The organism is Sphaerimonospora thailandensis (genome assembly GCF_016863115.1).
GTDB lineage: Bacteria > Actinomycetota > Actinomycetes > Streptosporangiales > Streptosporangiaceae > Sphaerimonospora > Sphaerimonospora cavernae.
This window is the reverse complement of sequence record NZ_BOOG01000003.1, coordinates 108519-129673: the sequence shown is the minus strand read 5'-3', so window position 1 is coordinate 129673 and position 21155 is coordinate 108519. Positions and strand designations below refer to the sequence as shown.

The window sequence follows — 21155 nt, the reverse complement described above, 5'->3', positions numbered from 1 at the left end:
GTCAGGCCCCTTCCAGTTGGCTGGCGCCCGGGTCGCGACCGCCGAGCCGGCGCAGCAGCAGCGCCAGGGCGAGACCCAGCAGGACGAGGATGACGCCGATCACGCAGGCCGCTCCCATGAGGTTGGCCTGGAAGCCGCGCTTGTACATGTCCACGGCGAGCACGCGGGTGGCGTCGCCGGGACCGCCCGCGGTCAGCACGAAGATCAGGTCGAAGAAGGTCAGGGAGCCGACGATCATCAATGTCGAGGACGTGATGATCGTGTACTTGAGCTGCGGCAGCGTGATGCTGAAGAACGTACGGACCCGGCCCGCGCCGTCCAGTGCCGCGGCCTCGTACATCGAGCGCGGGATCTGCCGCACTCCGCCCTGGTAGAGCAGCGAGTGGAACGGGATGAACTGCCAGGACACCACGAAGATCACGACGCTGAAGGCGAGCACGGGCTCGCCGAGCCAGTCCTGGTTGAGCAGATCGAGGTGCAGCCCGGCCCCGAGTCCGAAGTTCGGGTCGAGCAGCGCCTTGAAGGCGATGGCGATGGCCGCCGAGCTGAGCAGCAGCGGGATGAAGTACAGCACCGCGAGCAGTTCGCGGTAGCGCTGACGACCGGCCAGGAACACCCCGATCAGAATGCTGGCCGGCGTCTGGACCGCCCAGGAGGCGGCCGTCACCAGGAACGTCACCCACAGCGCGTGCGGCAGTCCCGGGTCGGTGAGCACGTCCCACCAGCTGTCGAGCCCGCTCAGCCGGATGTCGCCGAGCGTGTCCCAGGACGTGAAGCTGAGCAGCAGGACCCCGATCAGCGGAACCACCGCGAAGGCCACGAAGCTCAGCAGGGCCGGTACGGCCAGCCACGGGAGGACGCCGCCGCCGCGCGCCTCGCGCGCGGCGGCGGACGGCGTCCGTCCAGCGGTGGTCGCGGACATGCTCACTGGCCGATGACCGCGTTCATGTTCGTAGCGAACTGCTGCGGCGAGATGGACAGCTGGAACAGCTTGGCGATGTTGTCCAGCAGCACCTCGGCCGCGGTCGGGCTGAGCGCCTGGTCCCAGGACTGGGCGAACACCTTGGCGTTGCCGGCGACGCCGTAGATGAAGTTGAGGAACTCGGCGTCCTCGGAGCCGGCGAACAGACCGTCGGAGCCCTTGACGATCGGCACGCCGCCGGTGTCGATCCACTCCTTCTGCTCCTGGTCGTCGAGCACGCCGGTGGTGAAGAACCTCTTGGCGATCTCCTTCTCCTCGGGCGTCGCCTTCGAAGAGATCGACAGGTACTGGCCGGGGTTGCCGACGGTGTCGCTCGGGTCGCCCTTGCCGCCGTCGACCGGCGGGAAGTTCATCCAGCCGAGGCCGCCGCCGGAGACGAAGTCGCCGCCCTGCGCCTGCTGGATGCCGTACGACCAGCTGCCGTGCAGCATCATCGCGGCCTTGCCGGTGTACAGCAGCGCCTGGTCGGCGTTGGAGTCGGCGGTGACGGAGGAGAAGCCCTTGACGAAGCCGTCGGCCTGGATGAGCTCCTGCATCCTGGTCAGGGCCTCGATGGACGCGGGGTGGTTCCAGGCGTCCTTCTCGCCGTCGAAGACGGCCTGGAACACCTCGGAGCCGCCGATGCGGTCGAAGAGGAACTCCAGCCACATCATGTTCGTCCAGCGGGACTGGCCGCCCAGGGAGAACGGCGCGACGCCCGCGGCGTTGAACTTCTTCACCAGATCCAGGATGTCGCCGTAGGACTGCGGTGGCTGCACCCCGACCTTCTCGAAGACCTTCTTGTTGTAGAACAGGACGATCGGCTGCACGGTCTCGCACGGCATCGCGTAGATCTTGCCGCCGATCGTCGCGGCCCCGAAGGCGCCGGGGAACAGCCGGTCCTTCACGGCGGCGTTCTGGTCGAACCACGAGGTGAGGTCCTCGACCTGGCCGGCCCGCACGTAGCTGCGCAGCCCGCCGCCGCCCCAGCCCCAGATGATCGTGGGCGCCTGGCCGGCCCCGATCGCCGTCTTGATCTTCGTCTTGTACGCGTCGTTCTGGACGGCCGTCAACTCGATCCCGCTGTTGGGGTCGGCCTTGTTGAACCGCTCGACGGCCGCGGTGCGGACGGCCTCGCCGGGCGGGCCCGAGAGGAACCAGTAGGTGGCCTTGGCGCCGCCGCCTCCTCCGCCTGCGCCCGTGCCTCCGCCGGGCCTGGCCGGGCCGGACGTGCCGCAGGCCGCCATGGCGGCGGTCAGGGGGAGGCCCATCGAGAGGCCGAGGAAGGTTCGGCGGGATGTTGCCCTGGAGTCCACTCTGATCTCCGTACGTCTATGTCGAGGCTGGTGGCGGCTCAATGACAGATCGAATACGGGGGCCGGTTGTCGTGGATCGTACCGCCAGTGTCCCCGTTTGGCCCTCCTTGGATCATCTCGTCGAAATATTTCGAGACATGCCGCGTGGGAGCTCGCCGGGATGTTCGGGCAGGGCACCTCGGGCGAGGGCTGCGACGCCGAGGACCTGCGGCTGCCCGGGGTGCAGGAGGACCTGCTGGTGGAGCTGACCGCGACGGGGACGCCCGTCGTGGTGGTCGTCGTGTCGGGCCGGCCGTACGCGCTGGGCGAGGTGCACGGCAGGGCCGCCGCGCTCGTCCAGGCGTTCATGCCCGGTGAGGAGGGCGGCGCGGCCATCGCCGGCGTCCTGTCCGGCCGGGTGCAGCCCACCGGGAAGCTGCCGGTGCAGATCCCGCGCGGCCCCGGCGGGCAGCCGGGCACCTACCTGCGGACCCCGTCGCCGGGGGATTAACGCGTGCGGAGGCGGGTGCGCAGCTCCGCCTTGGCGACCTTGCCGCCGGAGCCCCGGGGCAGCTCGTCGACGATCTCCAGTCGTTCCGGCCAGTTCTCCGGGGAGACCCCGCGCCCGGCGAGATGCGCCCGCAGGCCGTCCAGGTCGACGGCGGCGCCGGGGCGGAGGACCACGACGGCGCAGACCCGCTCGCCGTACGTCGGATCAGGGACGGCCACGGCGGCGACCATGGCGACCGCCGGGTGGGTGCCGACCTGCTCCTCCACGGCGGCGGCGCTGACGTTCTTGCCGCCGCGGATGATGAAGTCCGACTTGCGGTCCACCACGTGCAGGTAGCCGTCCTCGTCGACGGTGCAGATGTCCCCGGTGAGCATCCAGCCGTCCGGGGTGAACAGCCGCTCGTTGGCCTCGGGGTCGTCGAAATATCCCAGACAGGTGGCCGGTCCGGCGCACGCGGCCTGACCGGGACCGCCGGTGGCGGTGACGTCGGCGCCGTCCTCGGCCAGCAGCCGGACGTGCATCTCGTCGATGACGCGCCCCGCCGTGCGCAGGCGCCGCTCCACGGTGTCGGTGGTCCGGGTCCGCGACAGCGCCCCCGTCTCGTTGGAGCCGAAGAACTGCAGCACCTGGGCGCCGGTGCGCCGCTCGAACTCGGCGGCCCGCTCGTAGGGCACCGCCTCGCCGCCGGTGAACATGCAGCGCAGCGAGCTCAGGTCGTACCGGCCGGGATCGGAGTTGAGCATCATGATGAACTGCGTGCTCACGCAGCACACCACGGTCACCCGCTCCCGCTCGATCAGCTCCAGCGCCCCGGCGGCGGAGAACCGCGGCATCACCACGGTGGGCGAGCCGAGCAGCGTGGGCGTGAAGTTCGCGGTCCACTGCGCGAAGCCGTACGGCGCCGGGATGAGGGTGAGGAAGACGTCGTCAGGGGTGAGCGCCCCCGCCTCGACGGCGAGCTCGTGGTAGTACATCCACCGGTTCTGGTTGTGCGCCACGCATTTGGGCATGCCGGTGGTGCCCGAGGTGCCGTTCAGCAGATGGATCTCGCCGAGGCCGAGGGCGCGGGACTCGAGCAGCCGGCGATCGTCCCGCGTCGGCTCGGGCCAGTCCGCGTCCGTGAGCCGGTGGGGCAGCACCAGCCGCGACTGCAGCGGCAGCCCGTCGACGAGCTCGCCGACGGGTGTGCCGCGGTGTTCCGCGTGGCTGATCAGCGCCGTGGCGCCGCCGACGGTGAGCAGGTGCCGGAGCTCCTGGCGGCCGGCCCGCGGCCCGATGCCCACGACCACGACGCCGGCCTTCAGCGCCGCCAGATAGGCGACGTGTACGGCCACGCCGTCCGGGAGCAGCACTCCGACCCGTTCACCGCGCGCGAGGCCGCCACCGCCAGGGACTGCGGAGCGCAGCAGCAGCACGGCGAGGCGGTCGGACAGCTCGTCGTACTGCCTCCAGCTGATCCGGTCCCCGTCTTCTCCTGAGACCTCCCCCGAGGCGTTCCCTGAAGTCTTCCCCGGAGCCGGGGCGGCGATGAAGGCGGGACGGTCGGGGATGACCGCGGCGTGCCGACGCACCCGGTCGACGAGCGTGTCCGTGCCCCACCGCCCCACCTCGGCGAGCCGCTGCGCGACGTAACGCTCGTGCGCGCTGCCGGCGGCCGGCGCCGTACCAGGCGGAAACAGAGCGGCGACATCAGCGAATCCCACGGTACCCTGCCCTAATCTATCTAACAAATGCTTGGTTGTGTCATTCTGTGTGGATCCAAAAAGGACGTCAAGGAGGCGGAATGGACATCTGGCAGACCCCGGCCGCGGACCAGCTGCTGGCCGATCCGGTGCAAGCGGGCGATCAGATGGAGCGCTCCTTCGAGGTGACCGAGTCCATGGTCACCGGGCACGTGCCCGGGGCGCCCCCGGTGCTCACCACCCCGTCGCTGATCGCTTTCCTGGAGGACACCGCCGCCGACATCCTGCGCCCGCGTTTCGCGCCGGGCGCCGCCGCCGTCGGCACCTGGATCGGGGTACGGCACCGGGCCCCGGCCCTGGCCGGCCAGCGCGTCGACGTGCGGGCGGTGGTGGCCGAAGTGCGCGGCCGCCACATCACCTTCGACGTGTCCGCGCGAGTGGCGGGCACCACGATCGGCGACGGCCAGGTGACCCAGACCCTGATCCAGGGCCGCGGCTGAGGCAGCCCGTGGTCACACCAGCCCGCGCAGCGCCGGCTTGTCGACCTTGCCGCCCGCCCCCATCGGCAGGGCGGGCAGCCGGACCAGGCGCTCCGGCCAGTTCACCTTGGAGACGCCCGCGGCGTCCAGGTGCTCCCGCAGGTCGTCGAGGGTCAGTTCGCGACCGTCGCGGGTGACCACGAACGCGCACACCCGCTCGCCCAGCACCTCGTCGGGCATTCCGATCACGGCCGTCTGGGCCACCCGGGGGTGACCGCCGACCGACTCCTCCACCACAAGTGCGCTGACGTTGTGCCCACCCCTGATGATGAAGTCGGCGGTCCGCCCGGTCACCGACAGATAACCGGCCTCGTCCACGCTCCCGATGTCCCCGGTGAGCAGCCGGCCGTCCGCCCGGAACAGAACGCGGTCGGCCTGCTCGTCCCGGAAGTAGCCGGGGCAGCAGCCCGGCCCGTCGACGGCGACCTGGCCGGGGCCGCTCTCATCCATGGCCCCTTCGGGGGTGATGAACCGGACCCGCATCTCCGGGATCGGGCGGCCCGCCGTGCGCAGCCGCCGCTCCCGGTCGTCGGCGACCCTGGTGACCGAGATCGGGCCCGCCTCGTTGGATCCGTAGAACTGCAGCACGGCGCAGCCGGTGCGCTCCTCGAACTCGACGGCGCGGTGATAGGGCACCCGTTCCCCGCCGGTGAACAGCACCCGCAGCGAGCTCAGGTCGTGCTCGGCGAACTCCGGCGCGTTCAGCAGCATGATGAACTGGCTGGTCACGGCCGCGAGCACGGTCACCCGGTGGCGCTCGATCAGCCGCAGCGTCTCGGCCGGGTCGAACTCGGCGGTGAGCACGGTGGGGAAGCGGTACTGCGCCGGCACCACGTGGGCGCTCCACAGTCCGAAGCCGTACGGCGCGGGCAGCGCGCTCAGCACCACCTCGCCGGGGCCGAAGCCGGCGGCCTCCGCGGCGAGCGGTCCGAAGTACTTGCGGATGTTCATGGTCGCCCGCACGCACTTGGGCCGCCCGGTCGTGCCGGAGGTGGAGTTGAGGAAGAACAGGTCGTCGGGGCCGAGCCCCCGGCCGGCCACCCGCGCCGCGGCCTGCTCCCACGGCGGGACCGGCAGCGGAACGCCCTCGCACGCCACGGTGAGGTCCGACCCGATCAGGTCCACCACCAGATGCCGGCCGACCCCGGCGGCCCGGGCGATCTCGTGCCCCGGCCGGCCGCGATGCGACGCCCGGGTCGCCAGCGCGGCCGCGCCGGTGTGCCTCAGCAGGTGCGCGATCTCGGCGTCCCCGGCCCGCGGCGGCAGGCCGACGGTCACCAGCCCGGCCTTCTGCGCGGCCAGGTAGGCCACATGGGTGAGTGCGCCACCGGTGAACAGGACCGCGATCATGTCACCGGGCCGCAGGCCGTTGAGGGCCCAGGCCGCGGCCAGCCGGGTGGACAGCCGGTCGTACTCCCGCCACGTCAGCGTGGCGTCGGAGGCGTGGAAGGCGACGGCGTCCGGCGCGTCCGCGGCGTTGCGCGCCACCAGATCGGCGATCGTGTCGCCGGTCCAGACGCCGTCGGCGTAGTAGCGGTCGATCGTCGCCGCGGAGAACTCCGTCGTCTTGGAGAACTCAGGCACCTGCGGCTCCATTCATGTCGACCCCATTCATGTCGATCCCAGGGTGTACGCCCAGGGGCTGCTGCCGCCGGGCGAGCTCGTCGTCGAAGGCCGCGGCCACCGCCGCCACCGTCCAGGCCGGCATTCTCACGGCCGGCATCGCCACACCGGGATGCGTCATCAGCGACAGTTCGTCGCCGTCCACCCGCACGACCTGGCCGTGGATGCCGGCTGCCGCGTCGGACAGCAGGTAGACCACGGCAGGCGCGTTCGTGGCCGGTGATTTGCCCACGTTCTGCCCCCGTGCCCGTTCGCCGAGGTAGCGCTCGAACGTGTCCGCCATCCGGGTGTGCGCGTTCGGCGACACGGCGTTCACCCGTACGGCGGTGCCGGCGAGGTCGGCCGCCCAGCAGTAGGTGAGGGAGGCGACCCCGCCCTTGCTCGCGCCGTACGCGCCCATGGCGGCGGAACCGGCCTGGGAGCCGGACGTCACGTTCACGACCGAGCCGCCGCCGGGCTGGCCGAGCATGGCCCGGATGGCGTGCAGGCCGCAGTAGGCGGTGCCGAGCAGGTTGACCTCGATCATCCTGCGGAACTCCGCGGGATCCTGCTCGCGTGGATGGGCGAGGTGGAAGATCCCGGCGTTGTTGACCAGGCCGTCGATCCTGCCGTACGCGCTCCGGCAGGCCTCGATCAGCCGACCGGCCCCTTCCCAGGTCGCGATGTCGGAGTCGTCGCCGATCGCGCCGATCTCCGCGGCGATCGACGCGGCCGCCTCGCCGTCGACGTCGTTGACGATCACAGATGCGCCTTCGGCGGCGGCCAGGCGGGCGTACGCGGCGCCGAGACCGCGGCCCGCGCCGGTGACCACGATCGCCTTGCCGGTCAACCGGCCCCGCGGGGCCGTGTCGGCATTCATCGCGAACTCCTCTCCACAGTTCCTGAAGGCGGCTCACGCCGCGGCTTCGACGGTCCGGTCATCGGCCCGCGGGACGCAGGTCCTTGGGCTGCTCGATGCCGATCGCCGTGCTGTACGCCTCGTCCAGGGCGCTGCCGCCGTCGTCCACCTGCGCCACGACCTCGCCCCGGACCAGCACGTAGCCCCGGTCGACGACCCGCCGCAGGACGCCGAGCGCCGGCTCGGCCAGCAGCACCGCCACACCCTCGCGGGCCAGGGAGGTCACCGACCGGGCCAGCTCCTGGACGATGAGCGGGGCGAGGCCGGTCATCATCTCGTCCAGCAGCAGCACCTTGGGCGAGCTCATCAGCGCGCGTGAGACCACGAGCATCTGCTGCTCGCCGCCGGACAGCACGCCGGCCAGGCTGCGCAGCCGCTTGCGCAGGATCGGGAACCGATCCAGTGCGTCGTCCACGGCGGAGCCGGGCAGGCGGAGCAGCTCGGCCATCACCCGGAGGTTGTCCGCGACGTCCAGGTGCGGGAACAGTTGCCGGCCCTGGGGCACGATCGAGATTCCCGCCCGGGCCCGGGCGACCGGGCGCAGCCGGGTGATGTCCGTGCCGTCGAGGTACACCGTCCCCGTCGCGGGCACCGAGCCGTACGCGGCGAGCAGCAGGCTGCTCTTGCCGGCGCCGTTGGGGCCGACCAGCGCGGTGACCGCGCCGCCCCGCGCCGTGATCGTGACGTCGCTGAGCGCGCTGGCCTGCCCGTAGCGGACGCTCAGCCCTTCGACCTTCAGCTCATGACCGGACATCTTCCACCTCCGCCTGCGTCTCCGGGGAACCGGCACCGGAGTCGGTGTCGGTGTCGGCGTCCGATCCGAAGTAGACGCTCTGCATCTGCGGGCTGGCCAGGCACTCGCGCGGGTCGCCGTCGAAGACCACCCGGCCCCGGTCCAGCAGCATGACCCTGTCCACCAGCCGCGCGACCAGGTCGACGTTGTGATCGACCAGGATGACCGCGTGCCCGCGCCGCTGCACGGTGTGGATGACCTCGGCGATGCCGGTGACGCCACGCGCGTCGGAGCCGGCGAACGGCTCGTCCAGCAGCAGCACCAGGGGGTCCTGCCCGAGTGCCCGGCCGACCTCGACGAGCCGCTGCTCGCCGAGCGTCAGATCGCCCGCGGCCCGGTCCAGGCCCTCGATGCCCAGCTCCTCGGCGAGGGTGCGCACGGCGGCCTGGTCGGCCGGTACGCGGGGCCGCAGCGCCCCGGCGGCCGCGCCGACGATCATCTGCCACAGCGAGGCGTGCCTGCGGGCGGCCCAGCCGAGCAGGAGGTTGTCCCGGACGCTCAGCTCCAGTGCGAGCTGCGGGTACTGGAAGGTCCGGGCGAGGCCGGCCCTGGCGCGGCGGGAGGCCGGCCCGGTCAGCTTCGACCCGCGCAGCACCAGCTCACCGGTGGTGGCCGCCTGCGCCCCGGAGATCAGGTCGACGAGAGTGGTCTTGCCGGCGCCGTTCGGGCCGACCAGGCCGAGGATCTCCCCGGCCCGCAACTCGAAGTCGACCCCTTCCAGGGCGGTCACCCCGCCGTACCGTTTGGTCAGGCCGCGCCCGACCAGCAGGGTCTCCTCAGCCACGGTCCCGCTCCTTCCGCAGCAGCGCCCACAGGCGCGTGCGCAACTTGTCGGCGTAGCCCACCACGCCCTTCGGGGCGACCAGCATGATCACCAGCACGCCGACCGCGAGCAGCAGCGTGCCGCTGGTCTGGACGGCCGGGAAGTTCAGGGTCAGCTCGACCGCGATCACCGCGCCGGCGACCGCGCCCCACGGCGTGCCCGCCCCGCCGATCAGCGGCATGAAGATGGCGAGGAAGACGATGTTGAGCGTGAACGTGTCGGGCGTGATGCTGCCGGCCGCATAGGTGAACAGGCCACCGCCGACGGCCGCGATCATCGCCCCCAGCGCCAGCGCGACGATGTTCAGCACCGGGACGCGCACACCGGCCGCCTCCACGGCGCGCGGCGCGTCGCGCATGGTGCGCACGACCACACCCCACGGCGAGAGCCGCAGCCGGTCCAGCAGGAACGCGATGACGCAGACGACGACCGCCGAGCCGACCACCACGTGGTAGTGGCTCGGCGTCCAGCCCAGCAGGTTGAGCGGCCGCAGGTTGCCCAGGCCTCCCGACCCCCCGGAGACGCTCTCGGCGTCGATGAGGAACGCGGTGAAGGCCATGCCGAACAGCAGGGTCACCGCCGCGAGGAAGAAGCCGGACAGCCGCCGGGTGACCATCCCCAGCACCACCGCGACGAGCGCCGCCACGATCGGGCCGGCGATCCACGCGACGACGAGCGGCAGACCCGTCCTGGCGGAGATCAGCCCGACCGCGTAACCGCCGATGCCCGCGTAGGCGCTGTAGGCCATGGAGAGCGAACCGGCCATCAGATAGGGGACGTACATCCCGAGCGCGATCAGCGCGTACGTGGCGGCGGAGATGACGAGGGTCTGCCGGTAACCGTCGGAGCCGACCCAGACGAGGATCAGCGCGGCGACGGCGACGCCGAGAGCCAGACCGCCGCCGCCGGGAATCCGGCGCGGGTCCCACCGGTCGCTGGACACGGTGGGCCGGGAGATCGTGGTGGTCATGCGCGCACCTTCCGGACGAACAGGCCCTGCGGCTTGAAGGCGAAGAACAGCAGCGCGATGAGGAGCATGCCGTAGACATGCGACTGGCCGCCGAAGTAGTAGGGCAGGAACACCTCGACCAGCCCGAGCAGCATGCCGCCCAGAAGCGGCGCCCACACCGAGCCGGTGCCGCCGACCACGACGGCCAGGAAGCCCGACAGCGACCAGTGCAGGCCGGACAGGGAGTTCACCCCCGCCTTCGGGGCGAACAGGAGGCCGGCCAGGGCGGCGACGAAACCGGCGACCACGAACGCGATGAGCCGGATCCGGTTGACGGGCAGGCCGAGCAGCGCGGCCGCCTGGTTGCTGTCACCGACCGCGCGCAGCAGCCGGCCGGTCCGGCTGAACCGGATCCAGGCGGCGGTCGCGACGAAGGTCAGCACGGCGACCACGATCAGCAGCAGTGAGCTCGGCTGGACGGTGATGTCGCCGACCGGCACCGGAGCGAAGCTCGCCAGGCTCTGCCCGGGCAGGGTCGGATAGCCGAAGAGGTAACCGGCGAACTGCTGGATCGCGAAGAGCACGGCCGCGACCGCCACCAGCGCGGGCAGCTCCCCGCCCCCGCGCTTCTGAACCGGCCGCACGACTCCCAACTCGGTGGCGGCGGCCAGCGCGATCGTCGCCGCCACGCCGATGGCGGCGGCCGGCCACACGCCCAGGTCATAGGTGATGACCAGCCATGATGTGCACAGCCCGCCCATCATCGCGTACGGGCCGATGGCGAAGTTGAAGAAGCCGGCGCCGACGTAGATCAGGTGGTAGGCAAGCGCCAGCATGCCGAAGAAACAGCCCATCTCCATAGCGGAGAGCCAGAGCTGGAGGTCCGTCATGGAAACTCCTCTTGCGCGGCGGAGTGAGGGCGGGCCGGCCGGACACCGGCCGGACGCCGCCCGCCCTCATCCGCACAGGATCAGCTTGAGCAGGGGGGCTGGAACGTGGCCCAGGGGCCCTTCGGCCTGTTGTCGGCGCCGAACTCGATCAGGGACAGCCCGCAGGGGCCGTCGGCGCCGAGGTGCTTGGTCGCGGAGAAGGACAGCGTGAAGTTGCCCTGTCCGAAGCTGGCCTGGTAGCCGCTGATGCTCTGGATCGCCTCGTTGAGCTTCTTCGGATCATCGGGGCCGCCGGCCTTCTCGATGGCCAGCTTGAGCAGCTGCACCGCGTCCCAGCCCTCCGCGTCGTAGGCGGTGACCTCGTAGTCGGGGCCGTTCGCCTTCTTGAGCAGCTCGGTCAGCGCCTTGGTGCGCGGGTTGTCCTGGTTGATGGAACCCATGAAGATCAGCCCTTCCAGGGCGCCGGGGTTGGCCAGCTTCCAGGAGGAGGGCTGGTTGCCGATCGACGCCAGCGAGAAGCGGAGCTTGTCCTTGAGCTGGGCGGCCAGCGTGTTCTGGGCGAGCACCTCGAACGCGCCGCCCACGCTGGTCACCAGCACCGCGTCCGGGTTGGCGTCCTTGAGCCGCGCCACCTGGGCCGACAGGTCGGAGGCGTTGGCCGCGCCCTTCTCGGTTGCCGTGATCTTCACGCACGACATCCCGCCGAGCAGGGCCTTGTTCAGGGCGGCGATGGTGGTGGTGTCGTCGGTCAGGATGCCCAGCGTGTTGATGTTCGCGGCCTTGAACGCGCCGCAGTAGACCTCGGCCCAGTCCGTCGTCGTGTTGGCCAGCATGTAGATGAGCTCGTTGTCCGGCGGCTCGACCAGCGTCGCGGTGACCCCGGTGGGCGCGATCGCGGGCAGTCCGAGCTGGGTCAGCGTGGACTTGGCCTGCATGACGGCCGCGCTGCCGCTCTGCAGGAACAGTGCCTTGGCCCCCTGGCTGTGGAGCTTCTGCAGCACGGCGGGCACCTTGGTGGGGTCGCTCTCGTCGTTCTCGATCACCAGCCGCAGCGGCCGGCCGAGCACGCCGCCCTTGTCGTTGATGTCCTGGACGGCCAGCCGGATGGTCTTGCCGGCGATGGTGCTGTAGGAGGCGCCGGGGCCGGTGCTGTCCTCGTCCATCCCGATGATGATGGGTGCGCCCTTCGCGCTGCCGTCGGTCGGGCTGTCCGCGTCGTCGCCGGTGCCGCCGCAGGCGGTGACCGCGAGGGCGAGGGTGGCCATGCCCGCGACCCAACGCGCCATCGTTCCTCTAATTATGGACAATTTACTCTGCCTTTAACGTCTAATTGCATTTAGATAACTTTGAGGTATCTTTCGCGGCGAACCGTGCGTTCGCCCGATGTCGATACCGTCGCGTCGACGCTGGTGGAGTCGCTTATTCGTGGCCCGGGGTGAGCCAGATGGCCTATCAAACGCTTGGTGGCTATCCTGCTTTTCGGCCATGCTTGTGTCAAGTGGACAAAAGTCCCTTTCTCCGTTAGCCAGTCGTTATCTCGGTCAGAGTGATCCGGATCCGCGAGCGTTGGATCTGGCCGGTCGCGGGAGTGCGGGGGATCGACGGCACCACCGCGACCCGGCGCGGCTGCTTGAAGCCGGCCAGCCGGCCCGCGACGTGCGCGCGGACCACGGCGACCTCGGGCGGGGCAACGCCCGGCGCCGGCACCACCACGGCGCAGACCACCTCACCCCACCGTTCGTCGGGCACGCCGACCACGGCCACGTCGACGACGCCGGGCAGGTCCCGCAGCGCGCTCTCCACCTCGAAGGGCGAGACCGTCTCGCCGCCGGTGCGGATCACCTCACGCTCGCGCCCGGTCAGGTGGAGGTAGCCCTCGTCGTCCAGGTAGCCCAGATCGCCCGAGCGGTAGACGCCGTCGCGCAGGGCCGCCGCCGTCTCCGCGGCCAGATCGTGATATCCCGACATCAGCGCCGGACCGCTGACGCAGACCTCACCCACCTCGCCGGCCGCGGCGTCCACCCACAGCGCACCGGGGAAGGCGGGAAGACCGACGCTGCCCGGCTTCCTGAGCAGGTCCTCGTCGGGCAGGGCCGCCATCCTGCCCGCCTCGGTCGAGCCGTACAGGATCGTCGTCGTCGTCCCGGGCAGGCGCTCCTTGATGCGCATGACGAGGTCCGTCGCGACCCCCGAGGTGCCGGAGTCCGCGTGCCGCAGCGACGACAGGTCGGCGTGCCGGTGTTCGCGATCGAGCAGCCGCTCCCACACCGCCGGAATGCAGTAGATCGCCGACGGGCGCTCCCGCCGCACGGCATCGATGATCTGTACGGCGTCGGCGCGGCTCACGAGGTGTACGGCGGTCCGGTTCTGCCAGGCCTCCATCACGTAGTGCCAGCCTCCGTAGTGGTACAGCGGGAAGCTGCAGAGCACCCCGCCCGACCCGCGGAGACCGGTCGTGAACGTGCCGCCGCCGGGCGCCGCGCGAAGCCAGCTCGCCCGGTGGCTGACCAGCGCGCCCTTGGGCCGGCCGGTGCTGCCGCTGGTCAGGTAGACGATGTGCGGGTCGCTGTCGGCGACGCGGTCGTGCCCGTCGGGCGGGGCGGCCGACGCCCCGGCCGCCAGCGCGCCGAGGTCGTCCCCCGGGCCCGGCCGGCCGCCGACCCGGGCGACCGGCACGCCGCCGGGGAGGCCGCCTGGGAGGCCTCCGGGGGCGTCGGCGAGGACGTCGGCCCGGTCGGTGACCAGCAGGACGGGGTCCAGGTAGGAGAGCACCGAGTCGAACTCGGCGGCGGACAGCGCCGGATTGATCGGCGCGAAGGCGGCCCCGAGCCGGGCGCAGCCGAGGAAGCCGTCCAGGGTGCGCAGCGTGGGCGCCGCACACCAGGCGACGCGGTCGCCGCGCCGTACACCCAGCCCTGCCAGGGCGTTGGCGGTGCGGTTCGCCCGCTCGTCCAGGTCCCCGAAACCGACCCGGTCCCCGGCCAGGGTCGCCGCGGTCGCCGCCGGCGCCATGCGGGCCGCCCGGCGCACGATATCGCCGATCAGGAGTTCCACGGCTGCTCCCATCCGCCGGTCAGGTCGACCTGGGCCGGGTTGATCGCACCGTGCGCGGTCTTGTTCCGGGTGATGTCCACCGCCTTCGGCACCTCCTCTATTCCGGACAACTGGTGCGTGATGAGTGATTCCACGTCGATGTCGCCGCGGGCGACCAGCCGCAGCGCGTGGTCGAAGACGCCGCCGCCGGGGGAGTAGCCCCCGGCGCCGGAACGCGGGTGCAGCAGCGAGACGCTCCGCTCGCGCAGCAGGCCCAGCGGCGCCGGCACCCGGTCGGGGAGTACGGACACCATGACGACGCGGCCGCCGCGGCGCACGCAGCGCGCGGCCGACTCGAACGTGGCGACGCCGGCGAGTCCGGCCTCGGGCGGACCTCCCGCGGTCTCGATCACCACGTCGACGCCGATGCCCCCGGTGGCCTCGCGTACGGCAGGCCACACGTCGTCGGCGGCGGCGTCCACGACCAGGTCGGCGCCGTACCGGGCGGCGAGGGCGAGCTTGGCCGGGCTGCGCCCGGTGATGATGACGAGGCCGGCGTTGCCGCGCCGGGCGACCTGCAGGGCGAGCAACCCCATCACACCGGCGCCGATGATCAGCATCGTCTCGCCGGGCTGGACGGCCGCGAGGGCGTGTGCGTGCAGGGCCCCGGCGAGCGGCTGGACCGCCGCGGCCGCGGCGGCCGACACGCCGGCCGGGACCGGCACGACGCAGGACGCGGGCACGACCACCTGCTCGGCGAACGCGCCCGGCCGGGTGAAGCCGATGAACTCGGGGGCCAGGCAGGCGTCCGAGCGGCCGCGCAGGCAGGCCGGGCAGCGTCCGCACACGATGGTCTCGACCGCGGTGACCCGGTCGCCGACGGCGACGTCGCGCACCGCGGCGCCGACGGTGCGGACGACGCCGCAGAACTCGTGCCCGCCGAACCGGGCCGGGCCGGCGGCCAGGGCGTCGGCGAGACGCCCGTGCAGCGCCACCGGTTCACCGGCGATCAGCATGCACTCGGTGACGCTGGGCTGCACCCGGGCGACGTCGATGACCACGTCGGTGGGGCCGGGCACGGGGTCGGGCACCTCTTCGACGCGAAGATCACCGAAGCCGTGCAGGACCGCTGCGCGCATCATGTCACCTCCTGAGGACTTGACCGGGACCGATTGAATTTTGTATTCAATATCTAAGTCGAGTCAACCCTGGATCGGGAGGCCGCATGGAGCGGGAACTCGTGGTCACCGGAATCGGTGGCCAGGGCATCCAACTGCTCGCCAAGACCCTCGCCTCGGCGGCGACCCGGGAAGGGCGGCATGCGATGCTCAGCGCGGACTACGGCGGTGAGATGCGCGGTGGTCCGTCCAAGGCGAGCGTGGTGATCGGAGACGGCCCGCTGCGGGCCCTTCCGGTGCTCGCCTCCGCCTGGTCGGCGATCGTCGCCCATCACCGGTTCAGCGAGCCGGCCCTGGCGCGGCTGCGCCCCGGCGGTCCCGCGATCGTCAACCTTCCGCTGGTCGACCCCGCGTCGCTGCCGGCCATGACCGTGTACGGCCTGGACGCCACCGCCGTCGCCAAGGATGCCGGAGCACCCCAGGCGATCGGCTTCGTGCTGCTCGGCGCCTACAACGCGGTCACCCGGCTCGTGGACCCGGCCTCCCTGGCTGAGGCCATGGAAGAGCTGCTGCCGCCGTACCGCAAACAGCACGCGCAGGCCAACGCGCGGGCGCTGGCGGCGGGCGCGGCCGCGCTCGACGGCCCGCCGGCCCCCCTGAGCGTCCCCGCCGGCGCCGCAGACCTGGAGGAGGCCCCCCGATGACCCTCGAACTGCTCGAAGGCAGCACCGCCATCGCCCGGTCGGCGATCGCGGCGGGCTGCCGCTTCTTCGCCGGTTACCCCATGTCGCCCTTCACGGGGCTGCTGGAGAACATGTCCCAGCAGATGCCGGCGGCCGGCGGCGTCTGCCTCAACGCGGAAAGCGAGATCGAGGGCGTCAACATGACCCTCGGCGCCGCCGCGGCCGGAGCACGCGCGGCCACCGGATCATGCGGGCAGGGGATCGCGCTGATGCAGGAGGCGATCGCCGAGGCGGCGCTGAACGAGACCCCGTTCGTGGTCTTCAACATGGCCCGGAACCAGCAGGACTACTTCCAGTCCACCCGCGGCGGCGGCTGGGGCGACTACCGGACGATCACGCTGGCGCCCAAGGACGTCCCCGAGGCGGTCGAGCACACCCAGTTGCTGTTCCACCTCGCCGACAGGTACCGCGCGCCGGTGATCTTCTACGGTGATCCGCTGCTGGCCCAGACCCGGGTCGGGGTCTCGATCGAGGCCCTGGACTTCGGCCCGTTGCCGCCCAAGGACTGGGTGCTCGACGGGACGGGCGGCGGCACGGGCCGGTCGCGCCAGATCTGGACGTGGGCCATGGGCAAGGCGACCGACCCGGGGCCCGGACCGGACGGGCACTGGCGTGCGATCGCCGACAAGTTCGACGCCATCGACAAGGTGGAGTCGCGGTTCGAGCAGGCCCACGTCGATGACGCCGAGACGCTGGTGGTGGCGTTCGGCTCCGCCGCCAAGTTCGTGGAGTACGTCGTCGACGAGCTCCGGGCCGACGGGCACCGCATCGGCTGGTTCCGCCCGGTCACGCTCTGGCCGTTCCCCGGCGAGGCGCTCGCCGCGGCGACCGCTGGAGTGCGGCGGGTGCTGGTCTTCGAGCTCAACGCCGGGCAGATGCTCGACGATGTGCGCATTCACGCCGCCGACCGCTCGGCCGTACGGTTCATCGGCGGGGTGAGCATCGCGGAGTCCGGGCTCGCGTACGGCGAACTGATGGACGCTCCGGTCATCCGCGACCGGATCCTGGCCGCTATCACCGGAGGTGCACGCCCGTGAGCGTCATCGACACGTCCCAGCCGCCCTCGCAGCCGGCCAAGAAGGTCGCCGAGTTCAGTTCCCCGCTGCTGCTCGGCGAGCACTCGCTCTGCCCGGGCTGCGGCGAACCGGTGGCGCTGCGGCTGCTGCTGGAGGTGCTGCAGGAGCTCGACATCGTGCAGCGGACCATCGGCGTCGTCGGCCACGGCTGTTACGGCAGTTTCGTCCGGATCATGGACGTGGACGTGCTGCAGTGCCTGCACGGCCGGGCGCCGTCCTGCGCCACCGGCATCAAGCGGGTCCGGCCGGACCGCGCGGTCTTCACGATGCAGGGCGACGGCGACATGGTCAACGAAGGACTGCAGGAGGTGCTGCACACCGCCGCCCGCGGTGAGAAGATCACTTGTGTGCTGCTCAACAACGGCGTCTTCGGCGACACCGGTGGTCAGCTGACCGCGACCACCGTGCTCGGCCAGCGCACCAAGACCAGTCTGGAGGGGCGCGACGCGGAGGCCCACGGCCATCCCATCCCGGTGGCCGATCTGGTCGCCGGGCTGCCCGGCACCGCCTACGTCGCCCGTGGCACGGTCGCCACCGCCGGCTCGGTGGCCCAGACCAAGAGGATGCTGCGCCGCGCCTTCGAGGCCCAGCTGTCGGGTGCCGGGTTCAGCCTGGTGGAGATCCTCACCATGTGCCCGACCGGCTGGTTCGTCCCGGCCCCCGACGGCCCCGGATACCTCGCCGACTCGATGGAGCAGGCCTATCCGCTCGGGGAGCTGACCACATGACCGCGCTGACACGGACCAAGACCGGGGCGGCCGTCGCCGAACACATCATGAAGCTGCTCTTCGACGGCACGCTGCGCGGGGGCGACCGGATCGATCTCGACGGCATCGCCGCGACGCTCGGCGTCAGCCGGGCGCCGGTCCGGGAGGCCGTTCTGCAACTGGAGCGCGACGGCCTGGTCGACATGCCGCACTATCGCGGTGCGTTCGTCGCGGCTTTCGACGCGGCCACCGTCCACGAGGCGTTCGAGCTGTACGGGATGCTGAGCGCGCTCACCAACAGCCGTGCGGCGATGAGCGGGGACCCCGGACTCAGGGAGACGCTCGGCAAGCTCACCGAGGCCCTGACCCACTGCGACCAGGTGGACGAGTTCGAACGGACCGCCCGGGAGTTCCGCAAGGCGGTGAACCTCGCCACCGCCGGTCCGCACCTGCGTGCGCTGCTGCGCAGTTTCAGCGGGCTGGTGCCGGTCGCCGCCCGCTTCTCCATCGAGGACGCGATGGACGACGAGCGGGCCGCGCTGCGCCGGGAGTACGACGCGCTGGTCGCCGGCGACGCCGACGCCGCGTCGGCGGCGGCTCTCGATCACGTGCTGATGACGGCGGAGAACGCGGTACGCGCCCTGCGACGGCGGGGGGTCTTCACCTCGGACCCCGTCCCGGCCGAGACGGCCGATCCTTCCCCAATCCTTGACATCGTCCGTACGACGGCCGGAGGCGACAGGACATGAGCGAGCAGGACGGCGGCACGCCGAGGGAGAGCCGGGGGACGCTGGTCATCGCCGGGGACCGGTGCAAGGGCTGCGAGCTGTGCGTCGCGGCCTGCCCGCCCCGGGTCCTCACCATGTCGAGCGACGTCAACGAGATGGGCTACCGCTATCCGGAGCTCACCTCGGGCTGCACCGGCTGCACCGCCTGCCAGATGGTCTGCCCCGACTTCGTCTTCGAGGTCTACAGGTTCACCCCTGCCGCGCGCTGAGCCGTGGTGAGGCCGTCCAGGAACAGCGAGGTGCAGTCCTCGGCCAGTTTGGCGACCGGATAGCCCCTGCTCGGCTTGAACCAGCGTGCCGACAGCCACACGGCGTCGCGCATGAGCCGGTAGAGGGCCTTCGGGTTGAGGTCGGAACGGAAGGCGCCCTCGGCGATGCCGTTCTCGATCACCTGGAGCCAGGTGTGCTGCACCTCGCGGCCGGCGTTGCGCAGGTAGCCGAACCGCTCGATCCTGAGGAGGTAGTTGACGTCGTTCTGGTAGATCTCGGCGGCGTGCGGATGAGCCGCCATGGCCTCCAGTGACGCCACGATCAGGTCGTGCAACCGCTCCCGGGCGCCGGCCTCCCGGGCCAGCACCTTCGCGTACCGCTCCCGCAGGTCCGCCAGGAACGACGAGATGATCTCGTCGACCATCGACTCCTTGGAGTCGAAGTGGTGGTAGAGACTGCCGGAGAGAAGCCCGACCGCGTCGGCGATCTGGCGGACGGTGGTCGCCGCCACCCCTCGCTCCGCGAACAGGGCGGCGGCACTGCCGAGGATCGCCTCACGCCGGTCTCCCAGCTCTCGCGCCATGCTTCCCCCAGGGGGTGTCCCGTAGAACATCGTGGTCTACCGCGGTCGCCCAGATGAGGAGTGGCCGTAGCGCTCGTCGCGCGTCCGATGTCCTGAAGTCGCGTGCCGCCGATGAATATCATCATGCCAGCAACAAGCATTTGCTCGCTAGGCGTCGCCGGTTGTCGGCCGTGCCGCCCGGGCCGGGGCGCGGTGGTGATCAGGACGCCGGCGCGGCGACGGGCTCGCCCGGTTCCGACGTCTCGGTGAGCGCGCCGTCGTGCAGTTCGAGGACCCGGTCGGCGATCGTCATGAGGGTGGGGTCGTGGGTGGCGACCAGCGCGGTGACGCCCTCGCTGTGGACGACGGCGCGCAGCAGCTGCATGATCTGCCGTCCGGTCTGCGAGTCGAGCTGACCGGTCGGCTCGTCGGCGATGAGCAGTTTCGGCCGGTTGGCGAGGGCGCGGGCCACCGCCACCCGCTGCCGCTGGCCGCCGGACAGCTCGTACGGCCGCTGGTTCATGTGCTTGTCCAGCCCGACCATCGACAGCAGCACGCGGGCGCGTTCCTCCCGTTCGGTGGCGGGCGTACGGCGCAGCCGCATCGGCACGCCGACGTTCTCCGCCGCCGACAGGACCGGGATCAGCCCGAACGACTGGAAGACGAACCCGATGACGTCGCGGCGCAGCTCCAGCAGGTCCGCCTCGGGCAACTCGGTGACCACACGTCCGTCGACGGTCACCCGGCCGCTGTCGGGGCGGTCGAGCCCGCCGACCTGGTTGAGCAGCGTGGTCTTCCCCGATCCGGAACGGCCCCGCACGGCGATCAGCTCGCCGGGAAAGGCCTCGAACGACACCTCGCGCAGGGCGACCACGTCCTTGGGCCCTGCTCCCTTGGGCCCTGTTCTCTTGGGTCCGGTCCGGTACACCTTGCTGACCCGCTCCACGACGACGAGGGGCTGGCTGCTCATCGCGACTCCTCCGGCTGCGGCTGGTCCGGTTGGGGCGTGTCTGGTTGGGGCGTGTCCGGTTGGGGTCGGTCCGGCCACACCCCGATGTGGTCGCACTCGAGTTCGAGCCGGACCCGGCGCTCCATGTCGAGGGCGCCGATGAACTCCCTCGGCAGCTGGAGGCGGCCCACCCGGTCGAGCACGGCGTACTCCTCGGCGATCACGGCGCCGCCCTCGGCCGTCCGGCGCAGCGTCTCACTGCTGGTGCGCCCGTCCCGGATGCCGACGGTCCGGTCCACCTGCTCCGACACCGTCGCGTCGTGCGTGACGATCACGGTCGTGACGCCGAGCTCCCGGTTGGCGCGGCGCAGCGCGGCGAACACCTGCTCGGAGTTCTCGCTGTCCAGCTCGCCGGTGGGCTCGTCGGCCAGGACGACCTGCGGGGAGTTGGCCAGGGCCACCGCGATGGCCACCCGCTGCTGCTCGCCGCCGGACATCTCGCCCGGCCGGCTGCCGGCGCGGTGCGCCACGCCGAGCAGGTCGAGCAGCTCGCCCGCCCGGTCCGTACGGCCCCGCCTGCCGGCCAGGCGCATCGGCAGCCGGACGTTCTCACCGGCGGTGAGATACGGCAGCAGGTTGCGGGCCGTCTGCTGCCAGACGAACCCGACGACCTCACGGCGGTAGCGCAGCCGGTCCTTGGCGGTCATCGCGAGCAGGTCGGTCCCGGCGACCCGCGCGAGGCCCGCGGTCGGCACGTCAAGCCCGGACAGCACGTTGAGCAGGGTCGACTTGCCCGACCCCGAGGCGCCGACGACGGCGATCAGTTCGCCCTTGTCGACGAGCAGGTCGAGCCCCTGCAGTGCGACCACCTCGACGCCCTCGGTCTTGTAGATCCGCACGAGGTTGTCGCACAGGATGTGCGCGTGCTCCCCGAAGGCCGGCCGTACGTGCGCGGCCTGCCTCTCCAGCTGGGAGAGCGTCGGGGTGTCATCCGGTTCTTCCAAC

21 protein-coding genes and 1 pseudogene are annotated in these 21155 nt (G+C 71.5%); 7 read left to right on the top strand and 15 right to left on the bottom strand.

Going from position 1 to position 21155, the window contains the following annotated elements:
* Window position 1 precedes the first annotated feature (1 nt).
* Complete coding sequence (locus tag Mth01_RS01120; protein ID WP_204009841.1) at window positions 2-922, bottom strand: carbohydrate ABC transporter permease; 921 nt, start codon at window positions 920-922, stop codon at window positions 2-4.
* 2 nt (window positions 923-924) lie between these two features.
* Window positions 925-2277, bottom strand: coding sequence for an extracellular solute-binding protein (locus Mth01_RS01115; RefSeq protein WP_239088951.1), 1353 nt, complete (start codon window positions 2275-2277; stop codon window positions 925-927).
* A gap of 154 nt (window positions 2278-2431) precedes the next feature.
* Here Mth01_RS01115 and Mth01_RS01110 point away from each other — a divergent pair.
* Window positions 2432-2752: pseudogene (locus Mth01_RS01110) on the top strand (glycoside hydrolase family 3 protein); the annotation flags it as partial.
* An 11-nt stretch (window positions 2753-2763) separates the two neighbouring features.
* Here Mth01_RS01110 and Mth01_RS01105 read toward each other — a convergent pair.
* On the bottom strand, window positions 2764-4470 hold the full coding sequence (locus Mth01_RS01105; RefSeq protein WP_204009838.1) for a class I adenylate-forming enzyme family protein: 1707 nt from the start codon (window positions 4468-4470) through the stop codon (window positions 2764-2766).
* Between the two features lie 80 nt (window positions 4471-4550).
* On the opposite strand from Mth01_RS01105, the gene Mth01_RS01100 reads away from it, so the two are divergent.
* Window positions 4551-4949, top strand: a complete 399-nt coding sequence (locus Mth01_RS01100; RefSeq protein ID WP_204009835.1) for a thioesterase family protein — start codon at window positions 4551-4553, stop codon at window positions 4947-4949.
* A gap of 12 nt (window positions 4950-4961) precedes the next feature.
* Here Mth01_RS01100 and Mth01_RS01095 read toward each other — a convergent pair whose 3' ends face one another.
* The 9 genes from Mth01_RS01095 to Mth01_RS01055 all read right to left on the bottom strand — a co-directional run bounded on the left by Mth01_RS01095 (window position 4962) and on the right by Mth01_RS01055 (window position 15139).
* The gene (locus Mth01_RS01095; protein ID WP_204009833.1) at window positions 4962-6572 is read right to left on the bottom strand and encodes a class I adenylate-forming enzyme family protein; all 1611 of its coding nucleotides are present in this window, start codon (window positions 6570-6572) and stop codon (window positions 4962-4964) included.
* Window positions 6565-7470 carry an SDR family NAD(P)-dependent oxidoreductase gene (locus Mth01_RS01090; protein WP_204009831.1) on the bottom strand — a complete coding sequence of 302 codons (906 nt, stop codon included), beginning with the start codon at window positions 7468-7470 and terminating at the stop codon, window positions 6565-6567. The genes Mth01_RS01095 and Mth01_RS01090 overlap by 8 nt, the downstream gene beginning before the upstream one ends.
* A gap of 58 nt (window positions 7471-7528) precedes the next feature.
* Complete coding sequence (locus tag Mth01_RS01085) at window positions 7529-8263, bottom strand: ABC transporter ATP-binding protein (protein ID WP_204009829.1); 735 nt, start codon at window positions 8261-8263, stop codon at window positions 7529-7531.
* Complete coding sequence (locus tag Mth01_RS01080) at window positions 8250-9086, bottom strand: ABC transporter ATP-binding protein (RefSeq protein ID WP_204009827.1); 837 nt, start codon at window positions 9084-9086, stop codon at window positions 8250-8252. The genes Mth01_RS01085 and Mth01_RS01080 overlap by 14 nt, the downstream gene beginning before the upstream one ends.
* The gene (locus Mth01_RS01075) at window positions 9079-10095 is read right to left on the bottom strand and encodes a branched-chain amino acid ABC transporter permease (protein ID WP_204009825.1); all 1017 of its coding nucleotides are present in this window, start codon (window positions 10093-10095) and stop codon (window positions 9079-9081) included. The genes Mth01_RS01080 and Mth01_RS01075 overlap by 8 nt, the downstream gene beginning before the upstream one ends.
* A complete protein-coding gene (locus tag Mth01_RS01070) occupies window positions 10092-10964 on the bottom strand; it encodes a branched-chain amino acid ABC transporter permease (protein WP_204009823.1) in 873 nt (290 codons plus the stop codon). The genes Mth01_RS01075 and Mth01_RS01070 overlap by 4 nt, the downstream gene beginning before the upstream one ends.
* Before the next feature lie 80 nt (window positions 10965-11044).
* Window positions 11045-12250, bottom strand: a complete 1206-nt coding sequence (locus tag Mth01_RS01065; protein ID WP_204009821.1) for an ABC transporter substrate-binding protein — start codon at window positions 12248-12250, stop codon at window positions 11045-11047.
* Between the two features lie 235 nt (window positions 12251-12485).
* Complete coding sequence (locus Mth01_RS01060) at window positions 12486-14018, bottom strand: class I adenylate-forming enzyme family protein (RefSeq protein ID WP_204009818.1); 1533 nt, start codon at window positions 14016-14018, stop codon at window positions 12486-12488.
* Entirely contained in the window at window positions 14006-15139 is a 1134-nt protein-coding gene (locus tag Mth01_RS01055) for a zinc-dependent alcohol dehydrogenase (protein ID WP_204009815.1), read from the bottom strand. The genes Mth01_RS01060 and Mth01_RS01055 overlap by 13 nt, the downstream gene beginning before the upstream one ends.
* 83 nt (window positions 15140-15222) lie before the next feature.
* On the opposite strand from Mth01_RS01055, the gene Mth01_RS01050 reads away from it, so the two are divergent.
* From Mth01_RS01050 to Mth01_RS01030, 5 genes are read left to right on the top strand one after another with little or no spacing between them, the layout of a single operon-like run.
* On the top strand, window positions 15223-15819 hold the full coding sequence (locus Mth01_RS01050; protein ID WP_204009812.1) for a 2-oxoacid:acceptor oxidoreductase family protein: 597 nt from the start codon (window positions 15223-15225) through the stop codon (window positions 15817-15819).
* On the top strand, window positions 15816-16895 hold the full coding sequence (locus tag Mth01_RS01045) for a hypothetical protein (protein WP_204009809.1): 1080 nt from the start codon (window positions 15816-15818) through the stop codon (window positions 16893-16895). The genes Mth01_RS01050 and Mth01_RS01045 overlap by 4 nt, the downstream gene beginning before the upstream one ends.
* Entirely contained in the window at window positions 16892-17662 is a 771-nt protein-coding gene (locus Mth01_RS01040; RefSeq protein WP_204009807.1) for a thiamine pyrophosphate-dependent enzyme, read from the top strand. Before Mth01_RS01045 ends, Mth01_RS01040 begins: the two co-directional genes overlap by 4 nt.
* Window positions 17659-18390 (top strand): GntR family transcriptional regulator, encoded by a 732-nt coding sequence (locus tag Mth01_RS01035; RefSeq protein WP_204009805.1) that lies wholly within the window; start codon window positions 17659-17661, stop codon window positions 18388-18390. The genes Mth01_RS01040 and Mth01_RS01035 overlap by 4 nt, the downstream gene beginning before the upstream one ends.
* The gene (locus Mth01_RS01030) at window positions 18387-18638 is read left to right on the top strand and encodes a 4Fe-4S dicluster domain-containing protein (protein ID WP_204009803.1); all 252 of its coding nucleotides are present in this window, start codon (window positions 18387-18389) and stop codon (window positions 18636-18638) included. The genes Mth01_RS01035 and Mth01_RS01030 overlap by 4 nt, the downstream gene beginning before the upstream one ends.
* On the opposite strand, the gene Mth01_RS01025 is transcribed toward Mth01_RS01030, so the two are convergent.
* From Mth01_RS01025 to Mth01_RS01015, 3 genes are all read right to left on the bottom strand, one after another.
* Window positions 18611-19222: a TetR/AcrR family transcriptional regulator gene (locus tag Mth01_RS01025; protein ID WP_204009801.1), complete on the bottom strand. Its 612-nt coding sequence runs from the start codon at window positions 19220-19222 to the stop codon at window positions 18611-18613. The two genes, Mth01_RS01030 and Mth01_RS01025, sit on opposite strands and share 28 nt — an antisense overlap.
* Window positions 19223-19421: 199 nt before the next feature.
* A complete protein-coding gene (locus Mth01_RS01020) occupies window positions 19422-20171 on the bottom strand; it encodes an ABC transporter ATP-binding protein (RefSeq protein ID WP_204009799.1) in 750 nt (249 codons plus the stop codon).
* On the bottom strand, window positions 20168-21154 hold the full coding sequence (locus Mth01_RS01015; RefSeq protein ID WP_204009797.1) for an ABC transporter ATP-binding protein: 987 nt from the start codon (window positions 21152-21154) through the stop codon (window positions 20168-20170). Before Mth01_RS01015 ends, Mth01_RS01020 begins: the two co-directional genes overlap by 4 nt.
* Between the last annotated feature and the right edge of the window lies 1 nt (window position 21155).

Bases quoted from the DNA above. Each gene is read 5' to 3' on its own strand.
- Mth01_RS01030 (WP_204009803.1), top strand. From the start codon at position 18,387: ATGAGCGAGCAGGACGGCGGCACGCCGAGGGAGAGCCGGGGGACGCTG.
- Mth01_RS01045 (WP_204009809.1), top strand. From the start codon at position 15,816: ATGACCCTCGAACTGCTCGAAGGCAGCACCGCCATCGCCCGGTCGGCG.
- Mth01_RS01020 (WP_204009799.1), bottom strand. From the start codon at position 20,171: ATGAGCAGCCAGCCCCTCGTCGTCGTGGAGCGGGTCAGCAAGGTGTAC.
- Mth01_RS01120 (WP_204009841.1), bottom strand. From the start codon at position 922: ATGTCCGCGACCACCGCTGGACGGACGCCGTCCGCCGCCGCGCGCGAG.
- Mth01_RS01090 (WP_204009831.1), bottom strand. From the start codon at position 7,470: ATGAATGCCGACACGGCCCCGCGGGGCCGGTTGACCGGCAAGGCGATC.
- Mth01_RS01050 (WP_204009812.1), top strand. From the start codon at position 15,223: ATGGAGCGGGAACTCGTGGTCACCGGAATCGGTGGCCAGGGCATCCAA.
- Mth01_RS01055 (WP_204009815.1), bottom strand. From the start codon at position 15,139: ATGATGCGCGCAGCGGTCCTGCACGGCTTCGGTGATCTTCGCGTCGAA.
- Mth01_RS01075 (WP_204009825.1), bottom strand. From the start codon at position 10,095: ATGACCACCACGATCTCCCGGCCCACCGTGTCCAGCGACCGGTGGGAC.
- Mth01_RS01085 (WP_204009829.1), bottom strand. From the start codon at position 8,263: ATGTCCGGTCATGAGCTGAAGGTCGAAGGGCTGAGCGTCCGCTACGGG.
- Mth01_RS01035 (WP_204009805.1), top strand. From the start codon at position 17,659: ATGACCGCGCTGACACGGACCAAGACCGGGGCGGCCGTCGCCGAACAC.
- Mth01_RS01025 (WP_204009801.1), bottom strand. From the start codon at position 19,222: ATGGCGCGAGAGCTGGGAGACCGGCGTGAGGCGATCCTCGGCAGTGCC.
- Mth01_RS01070 (WP_204009823.1), bottom strand. From the start codon at position 10,964: ATGACGGACCTCCAGCTCTGGCTCTCCGCTATGGAGATGGGCTGTTTC.
- Mth01_RS01065 (WP_204009821.1), bottom strand. From the start codon at position 12,250: ATGGCGCGTTGGGTCGCGGGCATGGCCACCCTCGCCCTCGCGGTCACC.
- Mth01_RS01100 (WP_204009835.1), top strand. From the start codon at position 4,551: ATGGACATCTGGCAGACCCCGGCCGCGGACCAGCTGCTGGCCGATCCG.